This is a genomic window from Kitasatospora sp. NBC_00039 (assembly GCF_045160625.1).
GTDB lineage: Bacteria > Actinomycetota > Actinomycetes > Streptomycetales > Streptomycetaceae > Kitasatospora.
In genome coordinates this window covers 4,618,778-4,640,821 of the sequence record NZ_CP108289.1, presented here as the reverse complement: position 1 = coordinate 4,640,821, position 22,044 = coordinate 4,618,778, and the positions used below count along the sequence as shown (strand labels likewise).

At 73.9% G+C, this 22,044-nt stretch carries 18 protein-coding genes and 2 pseudogenes; 3 read left to right on the top strand and 17 right to left on the bottom strand.

The features are described 5' to 3' along the window. Positions 1-7: 7 nt before the first annotated feature. From OG286_RS20485 to OG286_RS20460, 6 genes are all read right to left on the bottom strand, one after another. Entirely contained in the window at positions 8-1,780 is a 1,773-nt protein-coding gene (locus OG286_RS20485) for a protein kinase domain-containing protein (protein ID WP_396324315.1), read from the bottom strand. A 111-nt stretch (positions 1,781-1,891) separates the two neighbouring features. Beyond that, a complete protein-coding gene (locus tag OG286_RS20480) occupies positions 1,892-3,289 on the bottom strand; it encodes a protein kinase domain-containing protein (protein WP_396324316.1) in 1,398 nt (465 codons plus the stop codon). A gap of 313 nt (positions 3,290-3,602) precedes the next feature. Further along, positions 3,603-4,211, bottom strand: a complete 609-nt coding sequence (locus OG286_RS20475) for a bacterial proteasome activator family protein (RefSeq protein ID WP_396324317.1) — start codon at positions 4,209-4,211, stop codon at positions 3,603-3,605. 162 nt (positions 4,212-4,373) lie between these two features. Next, positions 4,374-5,399, bottom strand: a complete 1,026-nt coding sequence (locus OG286_RS20470) for a hypothetical protein (RefSeq protein ID WP_405365650.1) — start codon at positions 5,397-5,399, stop codon at positions 4,374-4,376. 148 nt (positions 5,400-5,547) lie between these two features. Beyond that, positions 5,548-6,525: an NAD(P)H-quinone oxidoreductase gene (locus OG286_RS20465; protein ID WP_405365649.1), complete on the bottom strand. Its 978-nt coding sequence runs from the start codon at positions 6,523-6,525 to the stop codon at positions 5,548-5,550. Positions 6,526-6,653: 128 nt separating this feature from the next. Further along, on the bottom strand, positions 6,654-7,217 hold the full coding sequence (locus OG286_RS20460; RefSeq protein ID WP_396324320.1) for a YbaK/EbsC family protein: 564 nt from the start codon (positions 7,215-7,217) through the stop codon (positions 6,654-6,656). A gap of 129 nt (positions 7,218-7,346) precedes the next feature. Here OG286_RS20460 and OG286_RS20455 point away from each other — a divergent pair. Beyond that, positions 7,347-7,628: pseudogene (locus OG286_RS20455) on the top strand (Ion channel protein); the annotation flags it as partial. A 24-nt stretch (positions 7,629-7,652) separates the two neighbouring features. Here OG286_RS20455 and OG286_RS20450 read toward each other — a convergent pair. From OG286_RS20450 to OG286_RS20435, 4 genes and pseudogenes are all read right to left on the bottom strand, one after another. Further along, positions 7,653-8,855, bottom strand: coding sequence for a molybdopterin molybdotransferase MoeA (locus tag OG286_RS20450; RefSeq protein ID WP_396324352.1), 1,203 nt, complete (start codon positions 8,853-8,855; stop codon positions 7,653-7,655). Between the two features lie 5 nt (positions 8,856-8,860). Continuing rightward, a pseudogene (locus OG286_RS20445) lies at positions 8,861-9,830 on the bottom strand (NTP transferase domain-containing protein). A 44-nt stretch (positions 9,831-9,874) separates the two neighbouring features. After that, a complete protein-coding gene (locus tag OG286_RS20440) occupies positions 9,875-10,846 on the bottom strand; it encodes an MBL fold metallo-hydrolase (protein ID WP_405360567.1) in 972 nt (323 codons plus the stop codon). Positions 10,847-11,025: 179 nt separating this feature from the next. Next, positions 11,026-11,787 (bottom strand): polyprenol monophosphomannose synthase, encoded by a 762-nt coding sequence (locus tag OG286_RS20435; RefSeq protein WP_396324322.1) that lies wholly within the window; start codon positions 11,785-11,787, stop codon positions 11,026-11,028. Positions 11,788-12,102: 315 nt separating this feature from the next. Here OG286_RS20435 and manA point away from each other — a divergent pair, with 315 nt between their 5' ends. After that, positions 12,103-13,302, top strand: coding sequence for a mannose-6-phosphate isomerase, class I (gene manA / locus OG286_RS20430; protein ID WP_405365648.1), 1,200 nt, complete (start codon positions 12,103-12,105; stop codon positions 13,300-13,302). 161 nt (positions 13,303-13,463) lie between these two features. On the opposite strand, the gene OG286_RS20425 is transcribed toward manA, so the two are convergent. The 7 genes from OG286_RS20425 to OG286_RS20395 form a co-directional block, all read right to left on the bottom strand. After that, complete coding sequence (locus OG286_RS20425; protein WP_396324324.1) at positions 13,464-14,867, bottom strand: acyltransferase family protein; 1,404 nt, start codon at positions 14,865-14,867, stop codon at positions 13,464-13,466. Between the two features lie 138 nt (positions 14,868-15,005). Next, positions 15,006-16,682, bottom strand: a complete 1,677-nt coding sequence (locus tag OG286_RS20420) for a hypothetical protein (RefSeq protein WP_396324325.1) — start codon at positions 16,680-16,682, stop codon at positions 15,006-15,008. A 148-nt stretch (positions 16,683-16,830) separates the two neighbouring features. Then, positions 16,831-18,000, bottom strand: coding sequence for a serine hydrolase domain-containing protein (locus OG286_RS20415; protein ID WP_405360570.1), 1,170 nt, complete (start codon positions 17,998-18,000; stop codon positions 16,831-16,833). A gap of 343 nt (positions 18,001-18,343) precedes the next feature. Beyond that, positions 18,344-18,814, bottom strand: coding sequence for a hypothetical protein (locus OG286_RS20410; protein ID WP_405360572.1), 471 nt, complete (start codon positions 18,812-18,814; stop codon positions 18,344-18,346). 143 nt (positions 18,815-18,957) lie between these two features. Continuing rightward, a complete protein-coding gene (locus OG286_RS20405) occupies positions 18,958-19,737 on the bottom strand; it encodes an SDR family NAD(P)-dependent oxidoreductase (protein ID WP_405365647.1) in 780 nt (259 codons plus the stop codon). A gap of 12 nt (positions 19,738-19,749) precedes the next feature. Then, complete coding sequence (locus OG286_RS20400; protein WP_396324329.1) at positions 19,750-20,322, bottom strand: SgcJ/EcaC family oxidoreductase; 573 nt, start codon at positions 20,320-20,322, stop codon at positions 19,750-19,752. After that, the gene (locus OG286_RS20395) at positions 20,319-21,065 is read right to left on the bottom strand and encodes an SgcJ/EcaC family oxidoreductase (RefSeq protein ID WP_405360575.1); all 747 of its coding nucleotides are present in this window, start codon (positions 21,063-21,065) and stop codon (positions 20,319-20,321) included. The genes OG286_RS20400 and OG286_RS20395 overlap by 4 nt, the downstream gene beginning before the upstream one ends. A gap of 87 nt (positions 21,066-21,152) precedes the next feature. On the opposite strand from OG286_RS20395, the gene OG286_RS20390 reads away from it, so the two are divergent. Further along, positions 21,153-21,599, top strand: coding sequence for a MarR family winged helix-turn-helix transcriptional regulator (locus tag OG286_RS20390; protein ID WP_405366070.1), 447 nt, complete (start codon positions 21,153-21,155; stop codon positions 21,597-21,599). Positions 21,600-22,044 lie beyond the last annotated feature (445 nt).

Genomic DNA, 22,044 nt, shown 5'->3' with positions numbered 1-22,044 from the left:
CGGGAGGTCAGTTCCCGCCGCCGACCGGCGGGGTCACCGGCGGGGTCACGGGCTTCGTGGGCGGCGGCGCCTGGGTGCCCGTCGCCCCGCCACCGGTGCCGGTCGTCGGCGTGCCGGTCGCCCCGCCGCCCGTCGGGGTGCTGCTCGCCCCGCCCGTGGGCGTGCCGGTCGACGTCGGGGTCGGCGTCGGCGTCTTGGTCGCGCTGCCCGTCGGGGTCGGGGTCGGCGTGTGCTTGGGGGACTGGCCGGCCGGCGGGCTCTGGTTGCTGTTGTTGTTGTCGGTCGGCTGTTGCGGCCGCCGGCTGGTGGTCGGCAAGGTCGGCGCCGTGGTCGGGGTCGGGCCCGTGGAGGGCGCGGTCGTCTCCGGCGTGACGACCACCGAAGCCGGCGTGCTGGGCTTCGGGTTCTGGTCGGGGTTGCCGTCGCTGCCGCTGAGCGCGAGTGCGATCCCGACGCCCGCCGCGACCAGCACCGCCGCGGCGCCGGCCACCCAGCCCCAGGGCCCGCGCCGCCGGCCGTCGTCGTGCCCGTCGCCGTCGTCGCCGCCGCCCGGGCCGCTGCCGCCCCCGTACGGTCCGCCGACGCCCTGGTAGGGCGCGGACGGCGTGTGCGGGCCGCCGGGCACCTGGTACGGCAGCATCGCGGTCGGGTCGCCCGGCACACCGGAGCCGGCCCCGAGCACGGCCGTCTCGTCGGTGCCGATCATCGGGGTGGCGCCGCTGTGGCCCTGGCCCGCGGCCGCCAGCCCGGCCGCCGCGGCGCCGGCCGCCCAGGCCCCGCCGGCGCCGTGCATCTCGCGCAGCGCGTGCTGGAGGTGGGCGCGGAACTCGTCGGCGTCCTGGAACCGGTCGTCCGGGTTCTTGGCCAGCGAGCGCAGCACCAGCGGGTCGAGCCCGGCCGGCACCCGATGGTTGGCCTGCGACGGCGGCACCGGCATGTCCTGCACGTGCTGGTAGACCACCGAGAGCGGGGTGTCGCCGGTGAACGGCGGGCGCAGCGTCAGCAGCTCGAAGAGCATGCAGCCGGCCGCGTACAGGTCGGAGCGGTGGTCGACCGGCTTGCCGAGCGCCTGCTCGGGCGAGAGGTACTGCGGGGTGCCCATGACCATGCCGGTCTGGGTCATGGTGCTGGCGGTGCCGGTCAGCGCGCGGGCGATGCCGAAGTCCATCACCTTGACCGCGCCGGTGGTGGTGATGATGACGTTGGCCGGCTTGATGTCGCGGTGGACGATGCCGTGCCGGTGGCTGTAGGCCAGCGCCTCCAGCACCCCGGCGATGATGATCAGCGCCTGGTCGACCGGCGGCGCCTCCTCGTCCACCAGCAGCTCGCGGACGGTCCGGCCCTCGACCAGCTCCATCACGATGTACGGCGTCGACTCGTCGCCGACGTACTCCTCGCCGGTGTCGTAGACCGCGACGATCGAGTGGTGGTTGAGCGCCGCGACGGCGTGCGCCTCGCGGGTGAAGCGCAGCCGGGCGATGTCGTCCTGGGCGAGCTCGCCACGGAGCAGCTTGACGGCGACGGTCCGGCCGAGCCGGATGTCCTGCGCGGCGAACACCTCGGCCATACCGCCACGGCCGAGCCGGTGGGTCAGCCGGTAACGTCCGTCACCGACCGTGCCGAGCGGGGCCGCGGTGCCGCGGCCGGGCGTCTGCGGGCCGCCGCCGAACGGAGGGAGCGCAGTGGTGGCGGCGTTGTCGCCACCGGCGCCGGGCGCCTGCGGGGCACCACCGGCCGCCCGGGCACCCTCGTCGTCGTCCGGATGCTGCGTCTGTGCCATCGCTCCTCGCCCCGGGCCTTCGCTCGGATCGCGGTGCCCTGTCGCTTCGTGTCCCCGAACGCTACCGCCTCGGGCCTTCCCCCGTAGCACGCCCGATTCGGGCGGGCTGCATCAGAGCAGGCCATTCCGGTCGGCCGGGGTGTCCAGGTGGAGAACCGTGGCGGTCCGCTCGGCGCCGCGCGGGCTCGTGGCGCTGCTGCTGCTCTTCTCGGCCCTGGTCACCACGATGGCGATGATGATGATCGCGAGCACGATCACGCCGATGATGATGCCGACGATCACCAGCGCCGTGGAGCAGCCGCCGCTGTTCGACGCGGGGGCGGGCTGGAACGGCGGCATCGGCTGCGGCGGCGGGGTGTGCGCCTGCTGCGGGAAGGGCTGCGGGGTCTGGAAGGCCGGCGGCGGGGTCTGGAACGCGGGCGGCGGCGTCTGGAACGCCGGCGGCGGGGTCTGGAACTGCTGCGGGAATGGCTGCGGCGACGGAGTCTGGAAGGCCGGCGGCGGCGTCTGGAACTGCTGCTGGAAGGGCTGCGGGGTCTGCGGCGCCTGCGGGGCGGCGTGCGCCGAGCGCGGGCCGTCGGTGATCAGCAGCGGGGTGCTGGCCGCCAGCGCGTTGCCGTTGCCGCCCTTCTCCACCGCGATCAGCCGCTCGGCCTCGTCACGCATCGCCGCCGCGCTCGGGAACCGGTGCGCCGGGTCCTTGCGCAGCGCCTGCGCGACGTACGCGTCCACCGCCGGGCTGACCGCCCGGTTGATGCTGGACGGCGCCGACGGCTCCTCCTGCACGTGCTTGTAGGCGATCGAGAACGCCGAGTCGCCGTCGAAGACCAGCCGGCCGGTGAGCATCTCGAAGAGCATCACCCCGACCGAGTAGAGGTCGGAGCGGGCGTCCACCGGCTTGCCGAGCGCCTGCTCGGGCGAGAGGTACTGCGGGGTGCCGACGACCATGCCGGTCTGGGTCATCGACGTGACGCCGCTGTCCAGCGCGCGCGCGATGCCGAAGTCCATGACCTTGACGGTGCCCTTGCGGTCGAACATGACGTTGCCGGGCTTGATGTCGCGGTGCACCAGACCCTGGTCGTGCGAGGCCTCCAGCGCGTTCAGCACGCCGACGGTGATCCGCAGCGCCTCCTCGACCGGCATCGCGCCGTACTGCGCGACCGCGTCGTTGATCGCGTCCCGCAGGCCCTTGCCGTCGACCAGCTGCATCACGATGTACGGGGTGCTGGAGCCGTCCGGGGCGATGTCCTCGCCGCTGTCGTAGACGGTGACGATGTTGGTGTGCTCCAGCCGGGCCACCGACTGCGCCTCGCGGCGGAACCGCTCCTTGAAGGTGTCGTCGCGGCCCAGCTCTGCGTGCATGCTCTTCAGCGCGACCTGGCGGTCCAGCACGTTGTCGTAGGCGAGGTGCACCGAGGCCATGCCGCCCTCGCCGAGCACCCGCTGCAGCACGTACCTGCCGTTGCCCAGGGAGTGGCCCTCGACCGCCGCGTTGCCGTGCTCGCTCATGGTCCTCTGCTCCCCCTCGGCGCGGCCCTGCCGCCGCAACCGTGACGTTCGGTCTCGTCCGTGCGTGCTGCGGGCCCGGCCCGTCGGCCTGCCCGCCCCTGTCGCGGCGGCTCGCCCGGCGACGACAGGGGCTCAGGGTATCGGCTCACGGCGACAGTGATCGGCGCAGGGCCGACACTGTGTCCGAGCTGCGATCCACTGCCCGGTGGTACGGCGTGCGGTCGTCCGTCCGGCCCGGGTCGTGGCGGTACGTCCGACCTGCCGCCCCCGACCGGGCCCGGCGCCGTCCCGGGTACGGGCCGCGGGTGACGGCCTACAGGTACGGGCCGGAGCGGATGCCGCGGCCCTCGCCGGGGTCCTCGCCCTCCACCTCGCCGCCGTGCAGACCGGGCGGCAGCGCCCGGCGCATCTGCTCCAGCTGCGCCCGCGCCGCCATCTGCTGGGCGAACAGCGCGGTCTGGATGCCGTGGAACAGCCCCTCCAGCCAGCCCACCAGCTGGGCCTGCGCGATCCGCAGCTCGGCCTCGGTGGGGATGGAGTCCTCGGTGAACGGCAGCGACAACCGCTCCAGTTCGGCGACCAGTTCGGGGGCCAGGCCGAGCTCCAGCTCCTTGATGGAGCTGGCGTGGATGTCCTTCAGCCGGGCGCGGCTGGCCTCGTCGAGGGGAGCCGCCCGGACCTCCTCCAGCAGCTGCTTGATCATGCTGCCGATCCGCATGACCTTGGCCGGCTGCTCCACCATCTCCGTCACCGGGAGCTCACGCGGCCCGTCACCGTCGTCGTCCCCCGTCGGGCCGGCGAAACCCTGGCCCACCGGCAGCCCGTCCGGTCCGACGATCAGCACCTTCTGGCCGTCCTGCGACTGCCCGCCCATGGCCTGGTACAGCTCCTGCGGCGAGCGCTCGTTCATCGGATTCGTCATGAACAACATTCTCCCTCACTGGGGTTGGTCGGACGGAAGCCCCGGTCGCGCCGTCACCGGCCGTTCCGCCCGCCCGGGCACGACGGTACGCCCCCGCGCGGTGTCCCGGTATCCGTACGGATACTCAGTTCGCGCGCGGGAGCGGAGCGGACCCGCCCGGGCTCAGCCCTTGCGCAGGCGCAGGCCGATCAGCCCCAGGCCGCAGCCGATCAGGCCGAGGCCCGCGCCCAGCGGCAGCTGGAGCGTCGAGGCGTCGCCCCAGCGGGCGGGCACGACGGCCGGGCCGGTGGCGGCGGCCTGCTGGGCGGCCTGGCCGGCCGCCAGCGTCGCGCTGTCGGCGGCGGCGTCATCGGCCGGGGCGTCGGCGTCGGGCACGGCCGCGGCCGCGGCCTGGGACTGATCGGCCTCGGCCTGCCGGCCCGGCGCCCGGTCCGGCAGCCGGTCGGGGGCCTGCGCGGGCGCCCGGTCCGGCGTCCGGTCCGGAGCGGCGTCGGCGCGCTCGGGCACCGACGCCGGCCGGTGCCGGTGCCCGGCCACGTCCGCCCAAGGACCGCCGGCGGCCGGCCAGGGGCGGACCCCCTGGTGCTGCGGCGGCGCGGCGGCCGGGCCGGAGACCTCCGGCGAGGGCTGCGCGACCCGGCCCGGGGCGGCACTCGCCGAGGGCGCGGGCTCGGGTGCGGACGTGCCGGTCGGCGACGGCGCCGCGCCCGCCGTGCCCGTCGGTGTACCTGCCGGCACCGGCGAGGCCTCGGGAGACAGCGAGACGGTCGTGGCCCCCGCGGACGGCGAGCCGGAGCGGCCGGGCCCGGTGGCCGGTTCGCTGCCGGGCCCGGACGACCCGGCCGGCGCCGGCGGTTCGGACGGCTCGGCCTGCCCGGACGGCCCGGACGGCCCGGACGGCACAGACGGTTCGGAGGGTTCGGAGGGTTCGGACGGCACCCCGGGCACCAAGGAGGTCCCCGCCCCGGCCAGCGGGTCCGAGGGAACCCCCGAAGCCGCCACCGCGACCGGCGCGACGCCCAGCGGCACGGCGAGCCCGAGCGCCGCCAGCGTCAGCAGCAGCCGCAGGCGGCGGCCGCCCCGGCGATGGCCGGCGTCCCGGCGGAGGGGCCGGCCCAGGGCCCGGATACAGCGGCAGGACGGCGCGGCGGGCAGCGGCCCGAGGAACGTCTTCGAAGGTGCGGCCACGGTCGAGGTCCTTCCGACGGCCGACCGCGCACAGGCGGGGTCGGCGGCGGGACAGCTCCCGACCAGATTCACACAATCCGGCATTCCGGGCATTTCGAACGACTGTGCACCAACCGTCCCGCCACCCCCGCACCCCGGGCGGCCCCCGTCAGGCCCGCAGCACCACCTTGCCGACCTGCTCGCCGTCGGCCAGCACCCGGTGCCCGGCGGCGGCCTCGGTCAGCGGCAGCACCCGGTCGATCACCGGCTTGACCACCCCGGACTCGACCAGCGGCCAGACGTGCTCACGCACCGCCGCCACGATCGCGGCCTTCTCGGCCAGCGGCCGTCCGCGCAGGTTGGTCGCGATCACCGCGCCGCGCTTGCGCAGCAGGGTGTTGAGGTTGAGCTCGCCCTGCACCCCGCCCTGCAGCCCGATGATCACCAGCCGCCCGTTGACCGCCAGCGCGTCCACGTTCCGCTGCAGGTACTTGGCACCCATGATGTCCAGGATCACGTCCGCCCCGGCGCCGTCGGTGGCCTCCCGGAGCACCTCGACGAAGTCCTGCTCGCGGTAGTTGATCAAGATGTCCGCGCCCAGCTCGGCGCACCGGGCGAGCTTCTCCGCGCTGCCCGCCGTCACCGCCACCCGGGCGCCGACCGCCTTGGCCAACTGGATCGCCATCGTCCCGATGCCGCTGGCGCCGCCGTGCAGCAGTACCGTCTCGCCCGGCCGCAGATGGGCGGTGAGGAAGACGTTGGACCAGACCGTCGAGACCACCTCGGGCAGTGCGGCGGCCTCCTCCGGGGTGAGGCCCTTCGGCACCGGCAGCAGCTGCCCGGACGGCACCGCGACCAGCTGCGCGTACCCGCCGCCGGCCAGCAGCGCGCAGACCTCGTCGCCGACCGCCCAGCCGGCCACCCCGGGCCCGAGGGCGACGATCCTGCCCGCGCACTCCAGCCCGGGGTACGGCGAGCTGCCGGGCGGCGGGTTGTAGAAGCCCTGCCGCTGGAGCAGGTCGGCGCGGTTGACCGCGGTGGCCACCACCTCGACCAGGACCTCGCCCTCGCCGGGCACCGGGTCCGCCACCTCGGCCCAGACCAGTGCCTCGGGCCCGCCGGGTTCAGGAATCGTCATCGCATGCATGCCCCCGAAGCTACTGCGTGGCGCCCGCCGCGCGGGAGCGCCCCGCGCGGCCGGGAGTCTCAACCCGCCGCCCCCGCCGCCCAGTCGGCCACCGGGGCGCACGGAACGGACGCCACCGGGCCGAAGGCTCAGCCGGCCAGCTCCGCCAGCACCTCGGCGCCCGGGAGGCCGGCCAGCACCCGCCCCGGCACGATCAGCTTGCCCCGGCGGCGCCCGCTGCCCACCAGCACGTACGGCGCGGCGGCCACCGCCGCGTCGACCAGCAGCGGCCAGCCGGCCGGCAGTCCGACCGGGGTGATCCCGCCGTACTCCATGCCGCTCTGCGCCACCGCCGTGTCCACCGGCGCGAACGAGGCCTTGCGCGCCTCCAGGTGCCTGCGGACGGCCTTGTTGACGTCCACCCGGGTGTGCGCGAGCGCCAGGCAGGCGGCGAGGGTGGTCTCCCCGCCGCGCTTGGCGGCGACCACCACACAGTTCGCCGAGACCTCCGGCGGCACGTCGTAGGTCTCGCAGAACACCGCGGTGTCGGCCTTCTCCGGATCGGTGTCCACGTACAGCACGGACCGGGCGGCCTCCCGGTCGTCCCAGTTCTCCAGGGCGTCGGCCACCGGCGCGGCCAGCAGGTCGCGGACGTCCAGCGCCGGGGCGACCGACTCGAACCTGCCGAACGGGGGCTGCGGTTGCTCAGTCATGCCCCGGACTCTAACCACCGGCGACAACCGGGCACCGACACGCCCAGGCACCCACCTCGGGCTCACGCCGCGCGGCATCCACGCCATCCTGAGTGGGTGACGAACGGTGAGCAGCCCTCCGGGCCACACACCAGCTCCAGCTCGGCGGGCCGGCTGCTCGGCATGTCGATGCTCAGCCCGACCACCGGCGCGGTGATGGAGGACCTCCTCACCTACGGCACCGGCCTCGACATGCACGAGCGGCCGGTCACCCGGGCCGAGGCCGGGCACAGCCCGCGCGAGTGCACGGACCTCGTCGTCGCGGTGGTGCGCGGCCGGCGGGTGCTCAACTACACCGATCCGGAGGCCGCCACCCTCCAGCTCACCGACCGGGTCATCACCATCAGGCCGGCCGTCACGCCCGCCGGCTGAGACCGGGAGCCGGGCGCACGGCGGTCAGGGGGTGTCCAGCAGCTCCAGTGCTCCACCGGCCGCCACCCCGCCGGGCGGCACCACGGCGAGCGCCTCGGCACGGGCCAGTCCGCGCAGCATCGCCGGGCCGTCGAAGGCCAACGGGACGACGCCCCTCAGCGTCCGGCGGACCGGCAGCAGCCGGGTGTCCGCCGGGTGGCCGGGCAGGTCGACGGCGGCGGGCGCGAGCACCGGCTCGCCCGTCGACCGGCCGCCGCGGGCGTGCAGCAGCGGCAGGGCCAGCGTGACGGTTCCGGCCACCGCGGCGAGCGGGTTGCCGGGCAGGCCCACCAGGTGGCGGCCGCCCGGGAGCTCGGCGAGCAGCATCGGATGGCCGGGGCGGACGGCGACCCCGTCCACCAGCAGCCGGGCGCCGGCCTCGGCGAGGGCCCGGTGCAGGAAGTCGACCGGCCCGGCGGCCGTCCCCCCGGTGGTGACCACCACGTCGGCGGTGGAGTGCCGGACGGCGTCCCGGAGCAGCCCGAAGTCGTCCCGGACGGCGCGCACCGCGCCCACCTCGGCGCCGGCCGCACGCAGCCACGGCGGCAGCAGCGGGCCGAGCGCATCCCGGACCAGGCCGGGCCGCGGGAGCCCGGAGCCGAGCAGTTCGTCGCCCAGGACGAGGAGTTCGACCACCGGGCGGCGCCGGACGGCGAGGCGGTCGTGGCCGCAGGCCGCGGCCAGGCCCAGGACGGACGGGCCGACCGGCGTTCCGGCGGCGAGCAGCGCCTCTCCCCGGCGGCACTCCTGGCCGCGCGGGCGGACGTCCTGACCGGTGGTCAGCGAGCCCGGGGTCCGGTCGTGCAGCAGCGCCCCGTCCCGCTCGCCGTGCTCGCGCCGGAGCACGGCGGTGGCGCCGGGGGGCAGTTGGGCACCGGTGGCGATCTCGACGGCGGCGCCGTCGGCCAGCGGCTCCCCGGCCGGCTCCCCGGCCAGCAGCCGGCCGGCGACCCGCCAGGGGCCCGGCCCGGAGACGGCCCAGCCGTCCATCGCCGAGGTGTCGAAGGCGGGCAGGTCGGTGAGCGCGGCGAGCGGCTCGGCGAGGGTGCGGCCGAGCGCGTCGGCCAGGTCCAGCCGCTCGGGCGGCAGCGGGTGCAGCCCGGCCCGGCGGGCGGTCTCCCGGGCCTGCGCCCAGGTGAGCGTCGGCGGACCGGCGGGGCTGCGGCCGAGCACGAGTGCCTCCTCGATGGTGCTCACGGCTGCTCCGGTCCCGCGGCCGCCACCCAGCGCTCGGCCAGCGCGGCCGTCCGCCGGGACGCCTCGGCTACCGCCTCCGGGCCGCCGCCCTGCTGCGCGGCGGCGTAGCCGACCAGGAAGGCGGTCAGCGGCGCGGCGGGCCGGGCCACCCCGTGCGCGACCACCCGGGCGAGGTCGAGAAGCCCGTGGACGTCGACGTCCAGGTCGATCCCCAGCTCGGTCCCGACCTCGGCGATCCAGTCATCCAGCGTGCGCTCCATGGGCCCCATGCTGCCTGATCACCGGTTTCGCCGAGGTGTTTGCCCGGTGAGCGCCGCGCGTCGATTCCCTCACGCGGGGGCCCGGGGGCCCGTGAGGCAGCGGGTGAGCGCTCACTCACGGGCCCCCGGACCCCTCACGCTCGCGGGCACGCTCCAGGTCCTCCCAGGTGTCGCAGTCGTACGTGACGTCGTCGGTGTCGGCCAGCCGCAGGGTGTGCAGACCGCCGGTCAGACGGCGCAGCGGGAGGCCGGCCGGGTCGCCGAGGGCGGCCAGCGCGGTGCGCAGGGCCGCGGTGCGGTAGGCGGCGGCGAGCGGCTGGTCGCGGCCGGCGGCGTCGACCAGGACGGCGGCCTCGATGCCCTGGTCCGCCTCGGCGAGGGCGGTGACGAGCCGGTGGACGGTCCGCTCGTCGAGGAACGGCAGGTCGGCCGCGAGCAGCAGCACCGTCCCGGCCGTGACCTCGGCGAGGCCGGCCGCGACGGCCGCCACCGGCCCGCCGCCGGGCGGCTGCTCGCGGGTCCGGCGGACGCCGGTGCGGGTGGTGGGCCGGGCCGGGCCGACCACCACGGTGGTCCGGGCGCCGGCGCAGGCGGTGAGCACGCGGTCGAGCAGGGTCGTCTCGCCGACGGTGAGGCCGGGCTTGTCCACTCCGCCGAGCCGGCGGGCGGCGCCCCCGGCCGGCACGATCACGTCGTACGGCGTCATGCCGCCAGTATCCGCCGCGGGTGCCGCGGGTCGGCCTGTCCGGTTCAGTCCTCGGGCTCGTCCTCGACGATCTCGGCGTCGACGATCCCGTCGTCCTCCTCCACGTGCCGGTGGCGAGCGGTGTTGGCGGCGGCGCTCAGCTCCAGAATGGCCGGCAGGGTCAGCTCCCCGTACCGCTCGTTCATCGCGGTGGCCAGCGCCTCCGGGTCGGCCGGGTGCTCGGCCAGCAGCCGGTCGAAGTCCTGGAGGTACTCGCCGGTGAAGGCGAGCACCCGGGCCGCCTCGTCGCCCTGGTCGGGTGCCCGGTGGCCGGCGATCACCCGCTCGGCGCCGAGTTCGGCGATCCGGCCGAGGTTGCGGCCCCAGGCGGTGCGCTCTACCGGGGTGGTGTCGGCGGTCCAGACGTGGGTGCCGTTGTAGACGAAGTCCCCGGCGATCACGGTGCTGACGCTGGGCACGTGCACCACGGTGGAGTCCCCGCAGTCCCCCTGGCCGAACAGCAGCACCGGGATCACCTGGCGGTCGACCATCAGCGGCTGGGGCAGCAGCGGGGCGGGCACCAGCGGGCGGTCGGGGATGTCGTCCCCGTACACGGGCTTCCACTGGGCGACCTTCGCGGCGGCGGTCCGCAGGATGCCGTCCACCACCGGCGGGGCGGCGAGCAGCTGCGCGTCCGGGAAGAGCCTGAGCACTTCCTCGGCGCCGAAGTAGTGGTCGGGGTGCTGGTGGGTGATGACGATGGCCAGCAGCCGGCGGCCCTTGCCCGCCACCCATTCGGCCAGCTCACGGCCGGCGCTGCGGGTGAGCTGGGCGTCGACCAGGATCGCGGTTCGCTCGCCGAGGATCAGGGTGGAGGTGGCGAAGAAGGCCGATTCCGGGCCGGTGAAGACGGCGATCTCCAGCGGACGGGCCGCCGGCGCCTCCCCGGCCGCGTTCGTCCGGGCGTCGGCGCCGGTGCCGTCCACGGCGTCCGCGCGCTCCGCGCCGGCGCTGTCCTCGGGCGGGGACGACGTCACTGGCTGCTCCCTCTGGTTCGGCGGTCGGACTTCCTGCGCCCTACAGCATGGGAGTACGACCCGCCGAATGCCGGGAAGGCGCGCCCGGCGGGGCGCGCCTTCCCGGTCGTGTCCGCCACCGCAGGGCGGGCTCGCGTCCCCGCGGTCGGGCGGCGAGCTCCTCGGCCCTCGCGGCCGCGTCAGCCCTTGCGGCCGGTCAGCTTGGCGATCCGGTCGGAGACTCCCCAGGCGGTGACCCGCCAGAGCGCCTCGATCACGATGTGGCGGCTCATCTTGGAGGCGCCCAGCTCGCGCTCGACGAAGGTGATCGGCACCTCGGCCACCTTGAAGCCGGCCTTCACCGTCCGCCACGCCAGGTCGACCTGGAAGCAGTACCCGGCCGAGGCCACCTCGTCCATGCCCAGGCCGAGCAGCGTCTCCTTGCGGAACGCCCGGTAACCGCCGGTGACGTCCCGGATCGGCACGTTCAGCATCAGTCGCGAGTACGTCGACCCGCCGCGCGAGAGCAGCAGCCGCGACTTCGGCCAGTTCACCACCCGGCCGCCCGGCACCCAGCGTGAGCCGAGCACCAGGTCGGCGCCGCGCAGCGCACCCAGCAGCCGGTCCAGCTCCTCGGGCTGGTGCGAGCCGTCGGCGTCCATCTCGACCAGGACGTCGTAGCCGTGCTCGATGCCCCAGGCGAACCCGGCCAGGTAGGCGGCGCCCAGGCCTTCCTTGCCCAGACGGTGCATGACGTGCACGTTCCGGTCCTCGGCGGCCAGCTTGTCGGCCAGCTCACCGGTGCCGTCGGGGCTGTTGTCGTCGGCGACCAGGACGTGTGCCTCGGGCACCGCAGCGCGGACCCGGCCGACGATCCGCTCGACGTTCTCCGCCTCGTTGAACGTCGGAATGATCACCAGCACCCTGCCGAGATCAGCAAAACTCTGCTGGTTCACGGTCACGTACAAACCTCTCGGCCGGTGGCGGGAAGTGCCAGTCACCGTTGCCCGCACTCTGGAACGCAGCCCCCGTCGGCGCCCCGCCGACCGGTCCCCACTGTGGGAACCACTGCGTCCTGGCATCCTACTACCGCGCCCTCGGACCGCCGGTACGGCTACGGCACTCCCCGCCCGCCCCGGCCGTTTCCCCGGTGGCGGCACCGGTCGGCTAGGGTCGATGCCCAGCCTTTGCCCGGACCGCCCGCACGCCGGGCCCGCCTCCGGCGAACCGGCGATCCGGCACACCAGCCACTGCAGCAGAGGAGCAGGACCGCGCGCATGGACAGGCTCGTCAACACTGTCCGCCCGTACGCCTGGGGGTCGGTCACCGCACTCCCCGAGCTGCTCGGGCAGGAACCCACCGGCGAACCGCAGGCCGAGCTCTGGATGGGCGCCCACCCCGGCGCACCCTCCCGTGCCGACCGCGGTGACGGACCGCGCCCGCTGGACGAGCTGATCGCCGCCGACCCCGAGGGGGAGCTAGGCGCCGCCGCCGTGGCCCGGTTCGGCCCCGCTCTGCCGTTCCTGCTCAAGGTCCTGGCCGCCGGCATTCCGCTCTCGATCCAGGCCCACCCGACCCTCGGCCAGGCCCGGGCCGGGTACGCCGCGGAGAACGCCCTCGGCATCCCGCTGGACGCCCCGCACCGCAGCTACCGCGACGCCAACCACAAGCCCGAACTCATCTGCGCGCTCGGCGAGTTCGACGGCCTCTGCGGCTTCCGCCCGCCCGCCGAGGCGGCCGCCCTGATGGCCGGGCTCCAGGTGCCGGCCCTCTCCCCGCTGATCGCCCTGCTGGCCGGCGAGGACGAGTCCGAGGCCCTGCGCACCACCCTGGCCGCCGTCCTCACCATGGACGAGGCCACGGCCGCCGCCGCCGTCCGGGACACCGCCGAGGCGATCGACAAGGCCGCCGCCGGCGACCCCGACGGCCCGTACGCGCTGTACACCCGGATCACCCACGGCTTCCCCGGCGACCGCGGCCTGATCGCCGGGCTGCTGCTCAACGCCATCCGTCTCCGGGCCGGCCAGGCCCTCTACCTCGGCGCCGGCGTCCCGCACGCCTACGTGCACGGCGTCTGCGTCGAGCTGCAGGCCAACTCCGACAACGTGCTGCGGGCCGGGCTCACCCCCAAGCACATCGACGTGCCCGAGCTGCTCAAGGTGGTCGAATTCACCCCCGGCGCCCCGGACCTGCTCGTCCCGACCGCGGTCGACGGCACCCCCGGCGAGGAGCTCTACCCCGTCCCGATCGACGAGTTCCGGCTCTCCCGCTTCACCCTGGACGGCCGGGAGCGCGAGATCGACGGCCACGCCCCGCAGATCCTGCTCTGCACCGCCGGCACCGCCCGGCTCACCGCCGCCGACGGCACCACACTGGACCTCGCCCGCGGCGAGTCGGTCTTCCTCCCCGCGACCGGGACCGGCACCCGGCTGGACGGCGTGGACGCCACCGTCTTCCGCGCCACCGTCGCGCTCTGACGGCCGCTCCCCCAGCACTCCCCCGGGCACTCCCCCGGGCACTCCCCCGGATGTTCCACGGCTGCTCGGGCTGCTCCACGGGCTGCTCCACGGAACGGAAAGCGGGCGGCCGACAGCGTTGTCACGCTGTCGGCCGCCCGCTTTCGTTCACGCGCCGGGAGTCAGCTCGCGCCGGGCCCGCCCGCTCCGGCACCGGCCTCGGCCGGCACCCGGACTGGCTCGGCGGCCGCCGGTACCGCCGCCGGGCGGGCGGCGCCCTCCGGTGCGGCCGCAGGCCCGCCGGGGAACCGCCGCTCGACCGCCTTCAGCACCTTGCGCCCCAGCTTCTGGAACGGCAGCTCCACCAGCCGGTACATCAGGTAGGCGGCGGCCAGCGCGATGGCCAGGTACTCCACCACCCACAGGGTCTTCGCACCCGTCGTGGTCGGAGCCGGGTGCGCCAGCAGCGGGGCGATGGTGTGCAGCAGCGGCACGTGCATCAGGTACAGCGAGAAGCTGACCGCGCCCAGCCAGGTCAGCACCTTCGGGAACCGCCGCTTGCGCAGCGCCATCGCACCGAGGAAGGTGGCCCAGGCCCCGGTGTACGACGTCGACCAGGCGATCCAGCCCGAGTTCCAGGTGTTCTGCTCCACGCCGTTGCGGTTGTACATCCAGCCGATCGCCACCCCCGCGACCACCACGAACCCGCAGCAGAGCCACGCCTGCATGCGGTCGATCTGGCCGTGCTCGGCCCGGTAGAGCACCGTGCCGGCGAACATCGTGGCGAAGATCAGCAGAGTCTCGAAGACCGGCGCCCGGCTGTTGTTGAGCAGCAGCACCACCCCGAGCCCGGCCACCAGCACCGCGCCGGTGCGGGTCAGCACCGGGTTGCCGCTGAGCATGCAGGCGAAGCCCATCAGCACGATCAGGGCCGCCGCGAGGACCAGGTTGCGGGTCGAACCCAGGTCGTGGGCGATCGTGCCGGTGGCGAGCGAACCGCCGAACACCAGCGCCACGGCGGCGAAGCCGACGGCGAAGCTGCTGCTGCGCCGGTGCCAGCCGAGGGTGAACAGCCCGGTGACGAGGAAGTAGAAGATCATCTCGTAGGTGAGAGTCCAGGTCACGCCCATGCCGTTGACCACGTTCAGCATGTCCTGGAGCATCGTCGCGTTGGCGACCAACGAGATGAGGTTGTGGCCGGTGCGGAACAGCGCCACCGATCCGTCACCCTTGGGCAGCATCATGATCGACACCGTGAAGGTGGCGATCAGCGCCGGGTAGATGCGGAACAGTCGCCCCACCCAGAACGCCCGGACGTCACCCCGGCGTTCCAGTGAGGCCGGGATGATGTAACCGCTGACCAGGAAGAACAGCATCACGCCGTACAGTCCCAGGTCGAAGTGCCACCAGATCGCGCCGCCGAACGGCAGCATCTCGAGGATGCCGAAGTGGTGCAACGCGACCACCAGGGCGGCCAGTCCGCGCAGCGCGTCCAGCCACCCCAGCCGGGCCCCGGCTCCTACGGCCGCCGCCCCTCGCGTAGTTCCCCCGGCTCTACCGGGAAGCCGCAGTCGTATTTGTGTCACGGCGAGGACAGTAGCTCATCCACCGGAACCCATCGTTCCCGGAGCACCGGCCCCGCCGCCCGGCCCGCGCACGGCGAAGCCCCCCGGAGCGACCGTCGGACGGCCGCCCCGGGGGGCTTCGCGGGTCCCGCGTCGCGATCAGTTGTTCTGGTAGACCCCGAACATGTCCACGACCAGGTCGATGTCACCGCCGCTGGCGTTCCAGAAGTCGACGATGCCGTTGGCACCGGGGTTCGCCTGGACCAGGTTGGGCACGGTGTCCCCGGCCTTCCAGTTCAGCGTGGAGGTGTTCGGCTTGACGGGCAGGATCGCCGTGCCGTTGTCGTACTGGGCCACGGTGTTCGGGTCCGGGAAGACCGTCAGGTGGCCCGCGTCCTTGGTGTTGGTCACCGTGCTGTTGAGCACGAAGCCGGTGAACTGCGGGAGCCCGTCCGACAGCGGCATGTAGATGTAGTTCTGCCCGGGCAGCGGGCCAGCGCCCCAGGAGTCCTCGCGGGTGTCCAGCAGACGGGTCGGGAGGACCGGCAGGTAGGCGCTCCTGCTGTCGTCGCCGTAGTAGCCGACCACGTCCACGATCACGTCGGACGAGCCCGGCGCGGCGTTGAGCACCTGGATCCGGCCGTCCGCGCCGATCGGCACGATCACCGAGTTGGCGATGGTCTGGCCGGCGCGGAAGTTCAGGTTGGAGGCGGTCGGTGCCGACTGGGCGCCCGGGTAGACGGTCAGGTGACCGTCGCTCTGCGGGTCGGTCACGGTGACGTTGAGCGCCACGGCCTTGGCCCCGGCCGGGACCCCGGCGGCGCCCCGGACCTGCACCGGGAACGACGTCCAGCCGGCGACCTGGCCGCGGGCGGTGCCGAGGCCCTCCCGGGTGTCGACGAGGCGGGTGGGGGAGACCCCGGTGTAGCCCGCGGCCGCCGTGTGGCTGAAGTAGCCCGCGACGTCGGCGATCAGGTGCACCGGGGCCGCACCGCGGTTGTACAGGTCGACGTAGCCGTCGGCACCGACCGGGACGATGACCAGATTGGGGACGGTCTGGCCCTCGGTGTAGTTGACGTTCGAGGTGGTCGGCCGGGTGGCGCCGTCCGGGTAGGCGATGATGTGGCCGGCGCCGCCCGGCTCGGTGACCGTGACGTTGAGCGCCACCGCGGTGACCCCGGCCGGGATCCCGCCGTTGCCGGCGATCTTCACCCGGACCAGCTGGTCGTTCCCCACCTTGGCGGCGGGCGCGCCGGTACCGTCACGGGTGTCCAGCAGACGGGTCGGGCCGTACGGGGTGTAGGCCGAGCCGGGGGTCGCGATGGTGACGCCGTTGGACGCGGTGGCGTCGACGGTGGACAGGTTCACCTTCACGTCGTACACACCGAGCTTGGCGTAGGTGTGCGTGCGCTCGACCTTGCTGGTGCCGGTGGTGTGGACCTCGTCCGTGGTGCCGTCGCCCCAGGAGATCATGACGGTGACCGCAACGGGGTCGCTGACCACGTCGGCCGTCAGGCTGACGCCGTAGGCGCTGGTGCCCGTCACGGTCACGCCGGTCCCCAGGTTCGGGTTGGCGGCCGGGGCGGCCGTGCCCTCCTGCGCACCGGGCGCGTTCTGGGCGTTCGGCGCGGCCTTGCGCAGCTGCTTGACCGTGGACCCGACCGGGCTGCTGGCGGTGGTGAACGCCGGGCTGGAGACCTTGTTCACCGGCGTGGTGCTCGCGCCGTGGGTACCGGTGGCGGGAGCGGGCGAGTCGGCCGCCTGGGCCAGGCCCGGAACGACGGCGACGCCGGCCGCCACGGCGGCCGCGATGACGATATGACGGTGACGAGGCACCGTACCCCCCAAGGATTATTGAATGATCATCAAATAAGGCTCGCACAGAGTACAGAGGGCCCGGGTACGGAAGAAAGCCGATTTCCCTGCCGCGTGAAGGACCTCGGAGGGGTGCGGGCTCCCCCGCGCCGCCCCCGGGAGGTGCGGCTCAGCGGCACAGGGCGGTCTCCACCACCTTGTCGACACGCGCCCGCGCCTCGTCGGTCAGCTGGGTGGTCACCGCGATGTTGGCGGCGCGGCCGTCGTCGGTGGCGCCACCCCGGGTCTCGTACCCCGGGAAGCTGCCGCCGTGGCCCCAGTAGACGCCGTCGTCGCACGGCAGCGGTTTGCTCACCAGCCCCAGTCCGTAGCGGGCGCCGGGGCCGAAGGTGCTCTCGGCGGGGACGGTGGTGCGCATCTGGGCGAGCTGGGCGTCCGCGAGCAGATCGCCGCCCAGGAGCGCGCCGAAGAACCGGTTGAGGTCGGAGTCGGTGGAGATCAGCTGACCTGCCGCCCAGCCCCAGGAGGGGTCCGTCTCCGTGACGTCGCGCAGGCGCGCGCCCGCTGATTCCCGGTCGTAGCCCTTGGGATGGGGTTCGCGGATCGTCGCGTCACCGGGCGCGGGGAAGTAGGTGTGGCGCAGCCCGAGGTGCCTGATGATGCGCCGGTCGATCTCCTCGGCGAGGGGTCGGCTGGTGACCTCCTGGACGATCAGGCCGGCCAGCACGTAGTTCGTGTTGCTGTACTTCCAGCCCTTCCCGGGATCGAAGTCGGCCTTGTGCCGGAGAGCGGTGCCGAGGAGCTCGCGGGGCTCGAAGTACCGGACCTCGTCGCCGAGGTAGTCGCTGTAGTTGGGGAGTCCGCTGGTGTGCTGGAGGAGCTGACGGACGGTGATGCGGCTCCCGTCGATCCCCTCCCCGCGGACGAGGCCGGGCAGATAGGTGTCGACGGTGGCATCGAGGCCGATCCTCCCCTCGCCGACCAGTTGCAGCACGACCACGGCGGTGAACGTCTTGGTGTTGCTCCCGATCCGCACCTGCCCGTCCGTGGGCACCTTCGAGCCGGTGGCCACGTCGCCCACCCCTGCGGTGTAGTTACGGGTACGGCCCTCACGGGTCCTGACGCTCGCCAGGGCGGCGGGCGGACCATCGGGCCGCACCAGCGCGCTCAGGCCCTGCTGGACGGTGTCCGGCCGGGCGGCGGCGGACGCCGCGGGCGGCATCAGGACACCTGTCGTCATGACGCCCACGGCCACCGCGGCCGCAGCCCGGACCGCTCTACGCCGGCCGCCCGGCTGCCGGCGGGCGGAACGAAGCCGTTGCCATGTCTGCTCACGCACGAGCCAACTCCTACGGAATGGTGGGGAAACCAGCGGTATGTGGCGTCCCCAGCATGTCCGGATGCACCGGCCCCGGACGATCCGGCTACCCCCCGGGCGCAGGTGGTGATCCCACCACCCACCCAGCTGTAGGCAGCGCCGGCTCCCCGGCCGCGGCGGCCTCGGCCGGCCCGTCGCCCCGGGCCCGTCGCCCCGGTCAGTCCCTCGGCCGGCCCGTCGCCCTGTAGGATCTCGCGGCTCGTGGCACACGTCACCGCTGTGACCTGGGGCTCCCGGATCTGTCTCACCACCTGTCGGGGTTGATCAGTCTCACCACGGTGGCGGATCCCCAGAGCTGGGCTCGTCACTCGTCTTCGTCATCGAAGTCGTAGGGCGGGATGGCCCATCGCAACACCATCCCGCCCGCCTCGTCGGCTTCGAGCGTGACCGGCTGGACCTGGCCGGAGTCCCGTTCACCGCGGTGTCTGATCGAGTGATCGCCTTGGTCCCATTCGATGCCGAGCACCTGGCAGCCGCCGACCTCGATCGCACCGACGTGGAGCGGATGGTGCCACCCGGCCCGCCGGAGGCGGTGGAAGTCGGTGTGCTTGTCGATCGAGACCATGAGGCCCTTGCCGTGGAGTCGGTCGCGCCAGGCGGTGAGTTCGGCCGCGCGTGCGGCTGCCTCGGCCGGCGGAAGGTCGAGGCAGCCGTGCGGTCCGTCGACGCCGTACTGCGCGATCCGCTTGCCACCGAACTGCGCATGCGCGTCGTCCTCGTACCGGCCGCCCCAGTATGTGACGTCGGCGAGATCGTCGGCCGGCTCGTCGTTCATCCCCGTCCATGCGTCCCTCGAGCAGCGGTAGGGGAGCGCCCCGAGATGGTGCCGTCGCCGCCGCGGCGGTCTGCCGGACTACCGCTCGGCCGGTGTCCTGGGCTGCTCGGAGATCCGGCCTGTTTCGTGTTTGTGCGGGTGGTTCAGGTGCGGGCGAGGGCGGTGAGGGTGCGGTGGCGGGGGAGGGTGCGGGCGGCGGCGAGGAGGAGGCGGTTGGCCGTGCCGGGCACGACCGTGGGGCGGCTGCGGCGGCGCAGGGCGCGTAGGGCGGTGTCGACGACCTGTTCGGGGGTCTGCACCAGGGCGGCCGGTGCGTCGTCGTGCGACTGCGACTCGGTGGCGGTCATGCCCGGGCAGAGCGCGAGGACGTGGATGCCGGATGCCCGGTGCTCGGACCAGAGTGCCTCGGAGAAGGCGGTGACGAACGCCTTGGTGGCGCTGTAGACGGCGAGGGCCGGCAGCGGGGTGTGGGCAAGGGTGGAGGAGACGTTCAGCAGGGCGTCGCCGGGGCGGGCCTGGGCGAGGAAGGCGTGGGAGAGGGTGACGAGGGCCTCGCAGTTGAGGCGCAGCATCTCGTGGGCGTGGGTGAGTGGGGTCGTGGCGAAGGGGCCGGTGGTGGCGGTTCCCACATTGTTGACCAGGAGGTGGACGCGTCGGTCGGCGAGGAGTTGGGCGGCCTTGTGGAGGCCGTCGGGGTCGCCGAGGTCGGCGGCCAGGTGATCGTGGCCGGGGCCGAGTTCGGCCATCAGGGCTTGGAGTCGCTCCTCGTTCCGGGCGACGGCGATCACCCGGTGGCCGCTCGCTGCCAGGCGGCGGGCGAAGGCGCGGCCGATGCCGGCGCTGGCTCCGGTGACCAGGGCGGTGGGGCGGTGGGCGGTGTCGGACGGCCGGGGTGTCGCGGCGGTCGGCTGGGTGGTGGTCATGATGGCTGCGTCTCAGTTCGCGGCGGGTCGGGTGGCCGGCTGGAAGCGGAAGGAGACGGCCTCCATCAGGGGCTTGCGCTGGGTCTTCTGGACGGCGGCGATCCGCCACCGGCCGTCGGCCTCGCGCACCACCGTGTACGTGGCGAGCTTGCCGACCTTGCCCTGCTTGCCGTCCTGCTCCGGGGTGCCGCCCTTGCGGACGTCGCCGCGGGTGACGACCACGGCCGTGTCGGTGCCGTAGAAGCGCAGGTCGGTGATGTCGAGGATCAGCCGGGTGCCCTTGAGGAAGCTGTCGAACAGGGCCTGGTGAGCGCGGCCGATCTCCTCGCCGCCGTGGTAGACGGTGCCGACGTAGGTGACGTCGGTGGCGTCCTCGGTGAAGCAGGCGCCGTACGCAGTGCCGTCGCCGTCAGCCCAGGCTGCGGCGCCGCGCTCCAGCAGGGCGCGGATCGCGGCGGCGTCGGTCGCGCGGGGGGCGGTGGTGCGGTGGTTGGCGGTCATGGTGTCGTCCTCCGGGTTGGGGTGTGCGGTGGTGGTGGCGTGCAGGCGCGGGGTGCCGGTGTGCGGGCGGAGCCGGTCGGTCACTTCTCGGCCTCGGGCACGGTCGCCGAGTCCCAGAGGAAGGAGAGCCGCTCCATCACGTTCTGGCGCTGGGTGTTGTGGAAGGCGGCGATGCGCCAGCTGTGGTCGCTCTGGCGGACCAGCGTGTAGGACTGCGTCTTGGTCAGCTCGGACGGCTTCTTGGGGGTACCGCCCTTGTAGGTGTCGCCGCGGCTGGTGACGACGGCGGTGTCCGGCCCGTAGAAGCGGATGCCGAGGAAGGAGTCGGCGAGCTTGGTGTCCTTGACGAATCCGTCGAACAGGGCGCGGTGGGCGTCGGCGATGTCGCGGCGGCCCTGGTAGTGGGTGCCGACGTAGGTGGTGTAGGTGGCGTCGACGGTGAACTGCTCGCCGTACGCGGTGGCGTCGCCCCGGCCCCAGGCGTCGGTGAGAGCGCGGATGGTGTCGCAGACGGCACGGTGATCGTCGGTGGTGGGCGTGCCGGCCGGGGTGGCGGTGACGGCGGGGGTGACGGCGGTGCAGTCGGTCTGGCCGAGGTTGCGGACGTCGGATGTGGCGTCCAGCCAGAAGTACCCGCCGGCCGCGGCGACGGCGAGGGTGAGGGTGAGGGTGAGGGCGGTGATGCCGAGGGCGCGCTTGACGGTGCGCCGACGGTTGGTGCGCCGGCCGTTCCCGGTCCTCGTCGGGGCGCTCTTCAGGCCGGTCGGCTCGCCCGTCGGGTCGGTCGCCTCGGTGGTGGTGACGGTGCTCATGGTCTCCCCTTCCATGATAACTTCTTTGAAGAAGTTGCTTCGTCGAAGATTTCTCTTCATTGAGGAAGAGATTAGGGAGTGGAGGAGCCTGTGTCAACGCCCGTGCCATCCGATGCGAGTGAGGTCTACCGCCGGTACCTGAGCGCCGTGATGCTGCACGGCCATGCCAGCGCCAAGGCCTGCGAGCTCGGCGCCACCGACCTCTACGCGCTGAACATCCTTCAACTGACCGGCCCGATGACCCCCGGCGAGCTCGGCACCCGCACCGGCCTCACCACCGGGCCGACCACCCGCCTCATCGACCGCCTCGAACAGGCCGGCTACGTGCGCCGGGCCCCGGACCCCGGAGACCGCCGCAAGGTGATCGTCGAACCGATCGGCAAGCCCGCCGACCTCGACCGGGTCATGGCCCCGGCCCGGCAGCGGATCGGCGAGCTCCTCAGGGGCTACTCGCCCGAGCAGCTCGAAGTCCTCTTCGACTACTTCGCCCGCGCCACCGACGCCTACCAGGAAGCCGCCGAGCAGCTGCGCAGCCACAACGCCGACTGAAGCGCCGACGCGGCGCCGTTGCGCTCTGCCAAGAGCGGCGGGCGAGACCGGGCGGTGTTGGTCAGTGGGCGTGACGGCGTGCGGCGTCTCCTTCGGAGGCGGCTCTCAGCCGACCCAGATGCCTCCGGGGCCGACTCGGCGGGCGAGGTGCTGGCCGGCGTCGGTGACGGGGGGGGGCGAGCAGGACCCGGGCGGGGACGCGGTCACCGACATCCGCGGCAGGGACCATCACCGCGAGCAGCAGCGACCTCACCGCCGCCGACCCGGCGTCCGACATGGGACGCCCACGGGATGCGCGAGCGCCGCTGTCCGAGGGACCAGGCAGTCACACATGTCCTGTCGCGTTGAGCGTGTCTGTGGATCTTGTGCTGAGCTGCGGGGCTGCCAGGTCGGGTGAGAACCCTCGGCGCGGGATTCTCGGTGCATCTGGCTTCCGCGGAATCCG

Coding starts and splice junctions, on each gene's coding strand:
- OG286_RS20485 (WP_396324315.1), bottom strand. CDS start 1,780: ATGGCACAGACGCAGCATCCGGACGACGACGAGGGTGCCCGGGCGGCC.
- OG286_RS20480 (WP_396324316.1), bottom strand. CDS start 3,289: ATGAGCGAGCACGGCAACGCGGCGGTCGAGGGCCACTCCCTGGGCAAC.
- OG286_RS20475 (WP_396324317.1), bottom strand. CDS start 4,211: ATGACGAATCCGATGAACGAGCGCTCGCCGCAGGAGCTGTACCAGGCC.
- OG286_RS20465 (WP_405365649.1), bottom strand. CDS start 6,525: ATGCATGCGATGACGATTCCTGAACCCGGCGGGCCCGAGGCACTGGTC.
- OG286_RS20460 (WP_396324320.1), bottom strand. CDS start 7,217: ATGACTGAGCAACCGCAGCCCCCGTTCGGCAGGTTCGAGTCGGTCGCC.
- manA (WP_405365648.1), top strand. CDS start 12,103: ATGGACAGGCTCGTCAACACTGTCCGCCCGTACGCCTGGGGGTCGGTC.
- OG286_RS20410 (WP_405360572.1), bottom strand. CDS start 18,814: ATGAACGACGAGCCGGCCGACGATCTCGCCGACGTCACATACTGGGGC.
- OG286_RS20405 (WP_405365647.1), bottom strand. CDS start 19,737: ATGACCACCACCCAGCCGACCGCCGCGACACCCCGGCCGTCCGACACC.
- OG286_RS20395 (WP_405360575.1), bottom strand. CDS start 21,065: ATGGAAGGGGAGACCATGAGCACCGTCACCACCACCGAGGCGACCGAC.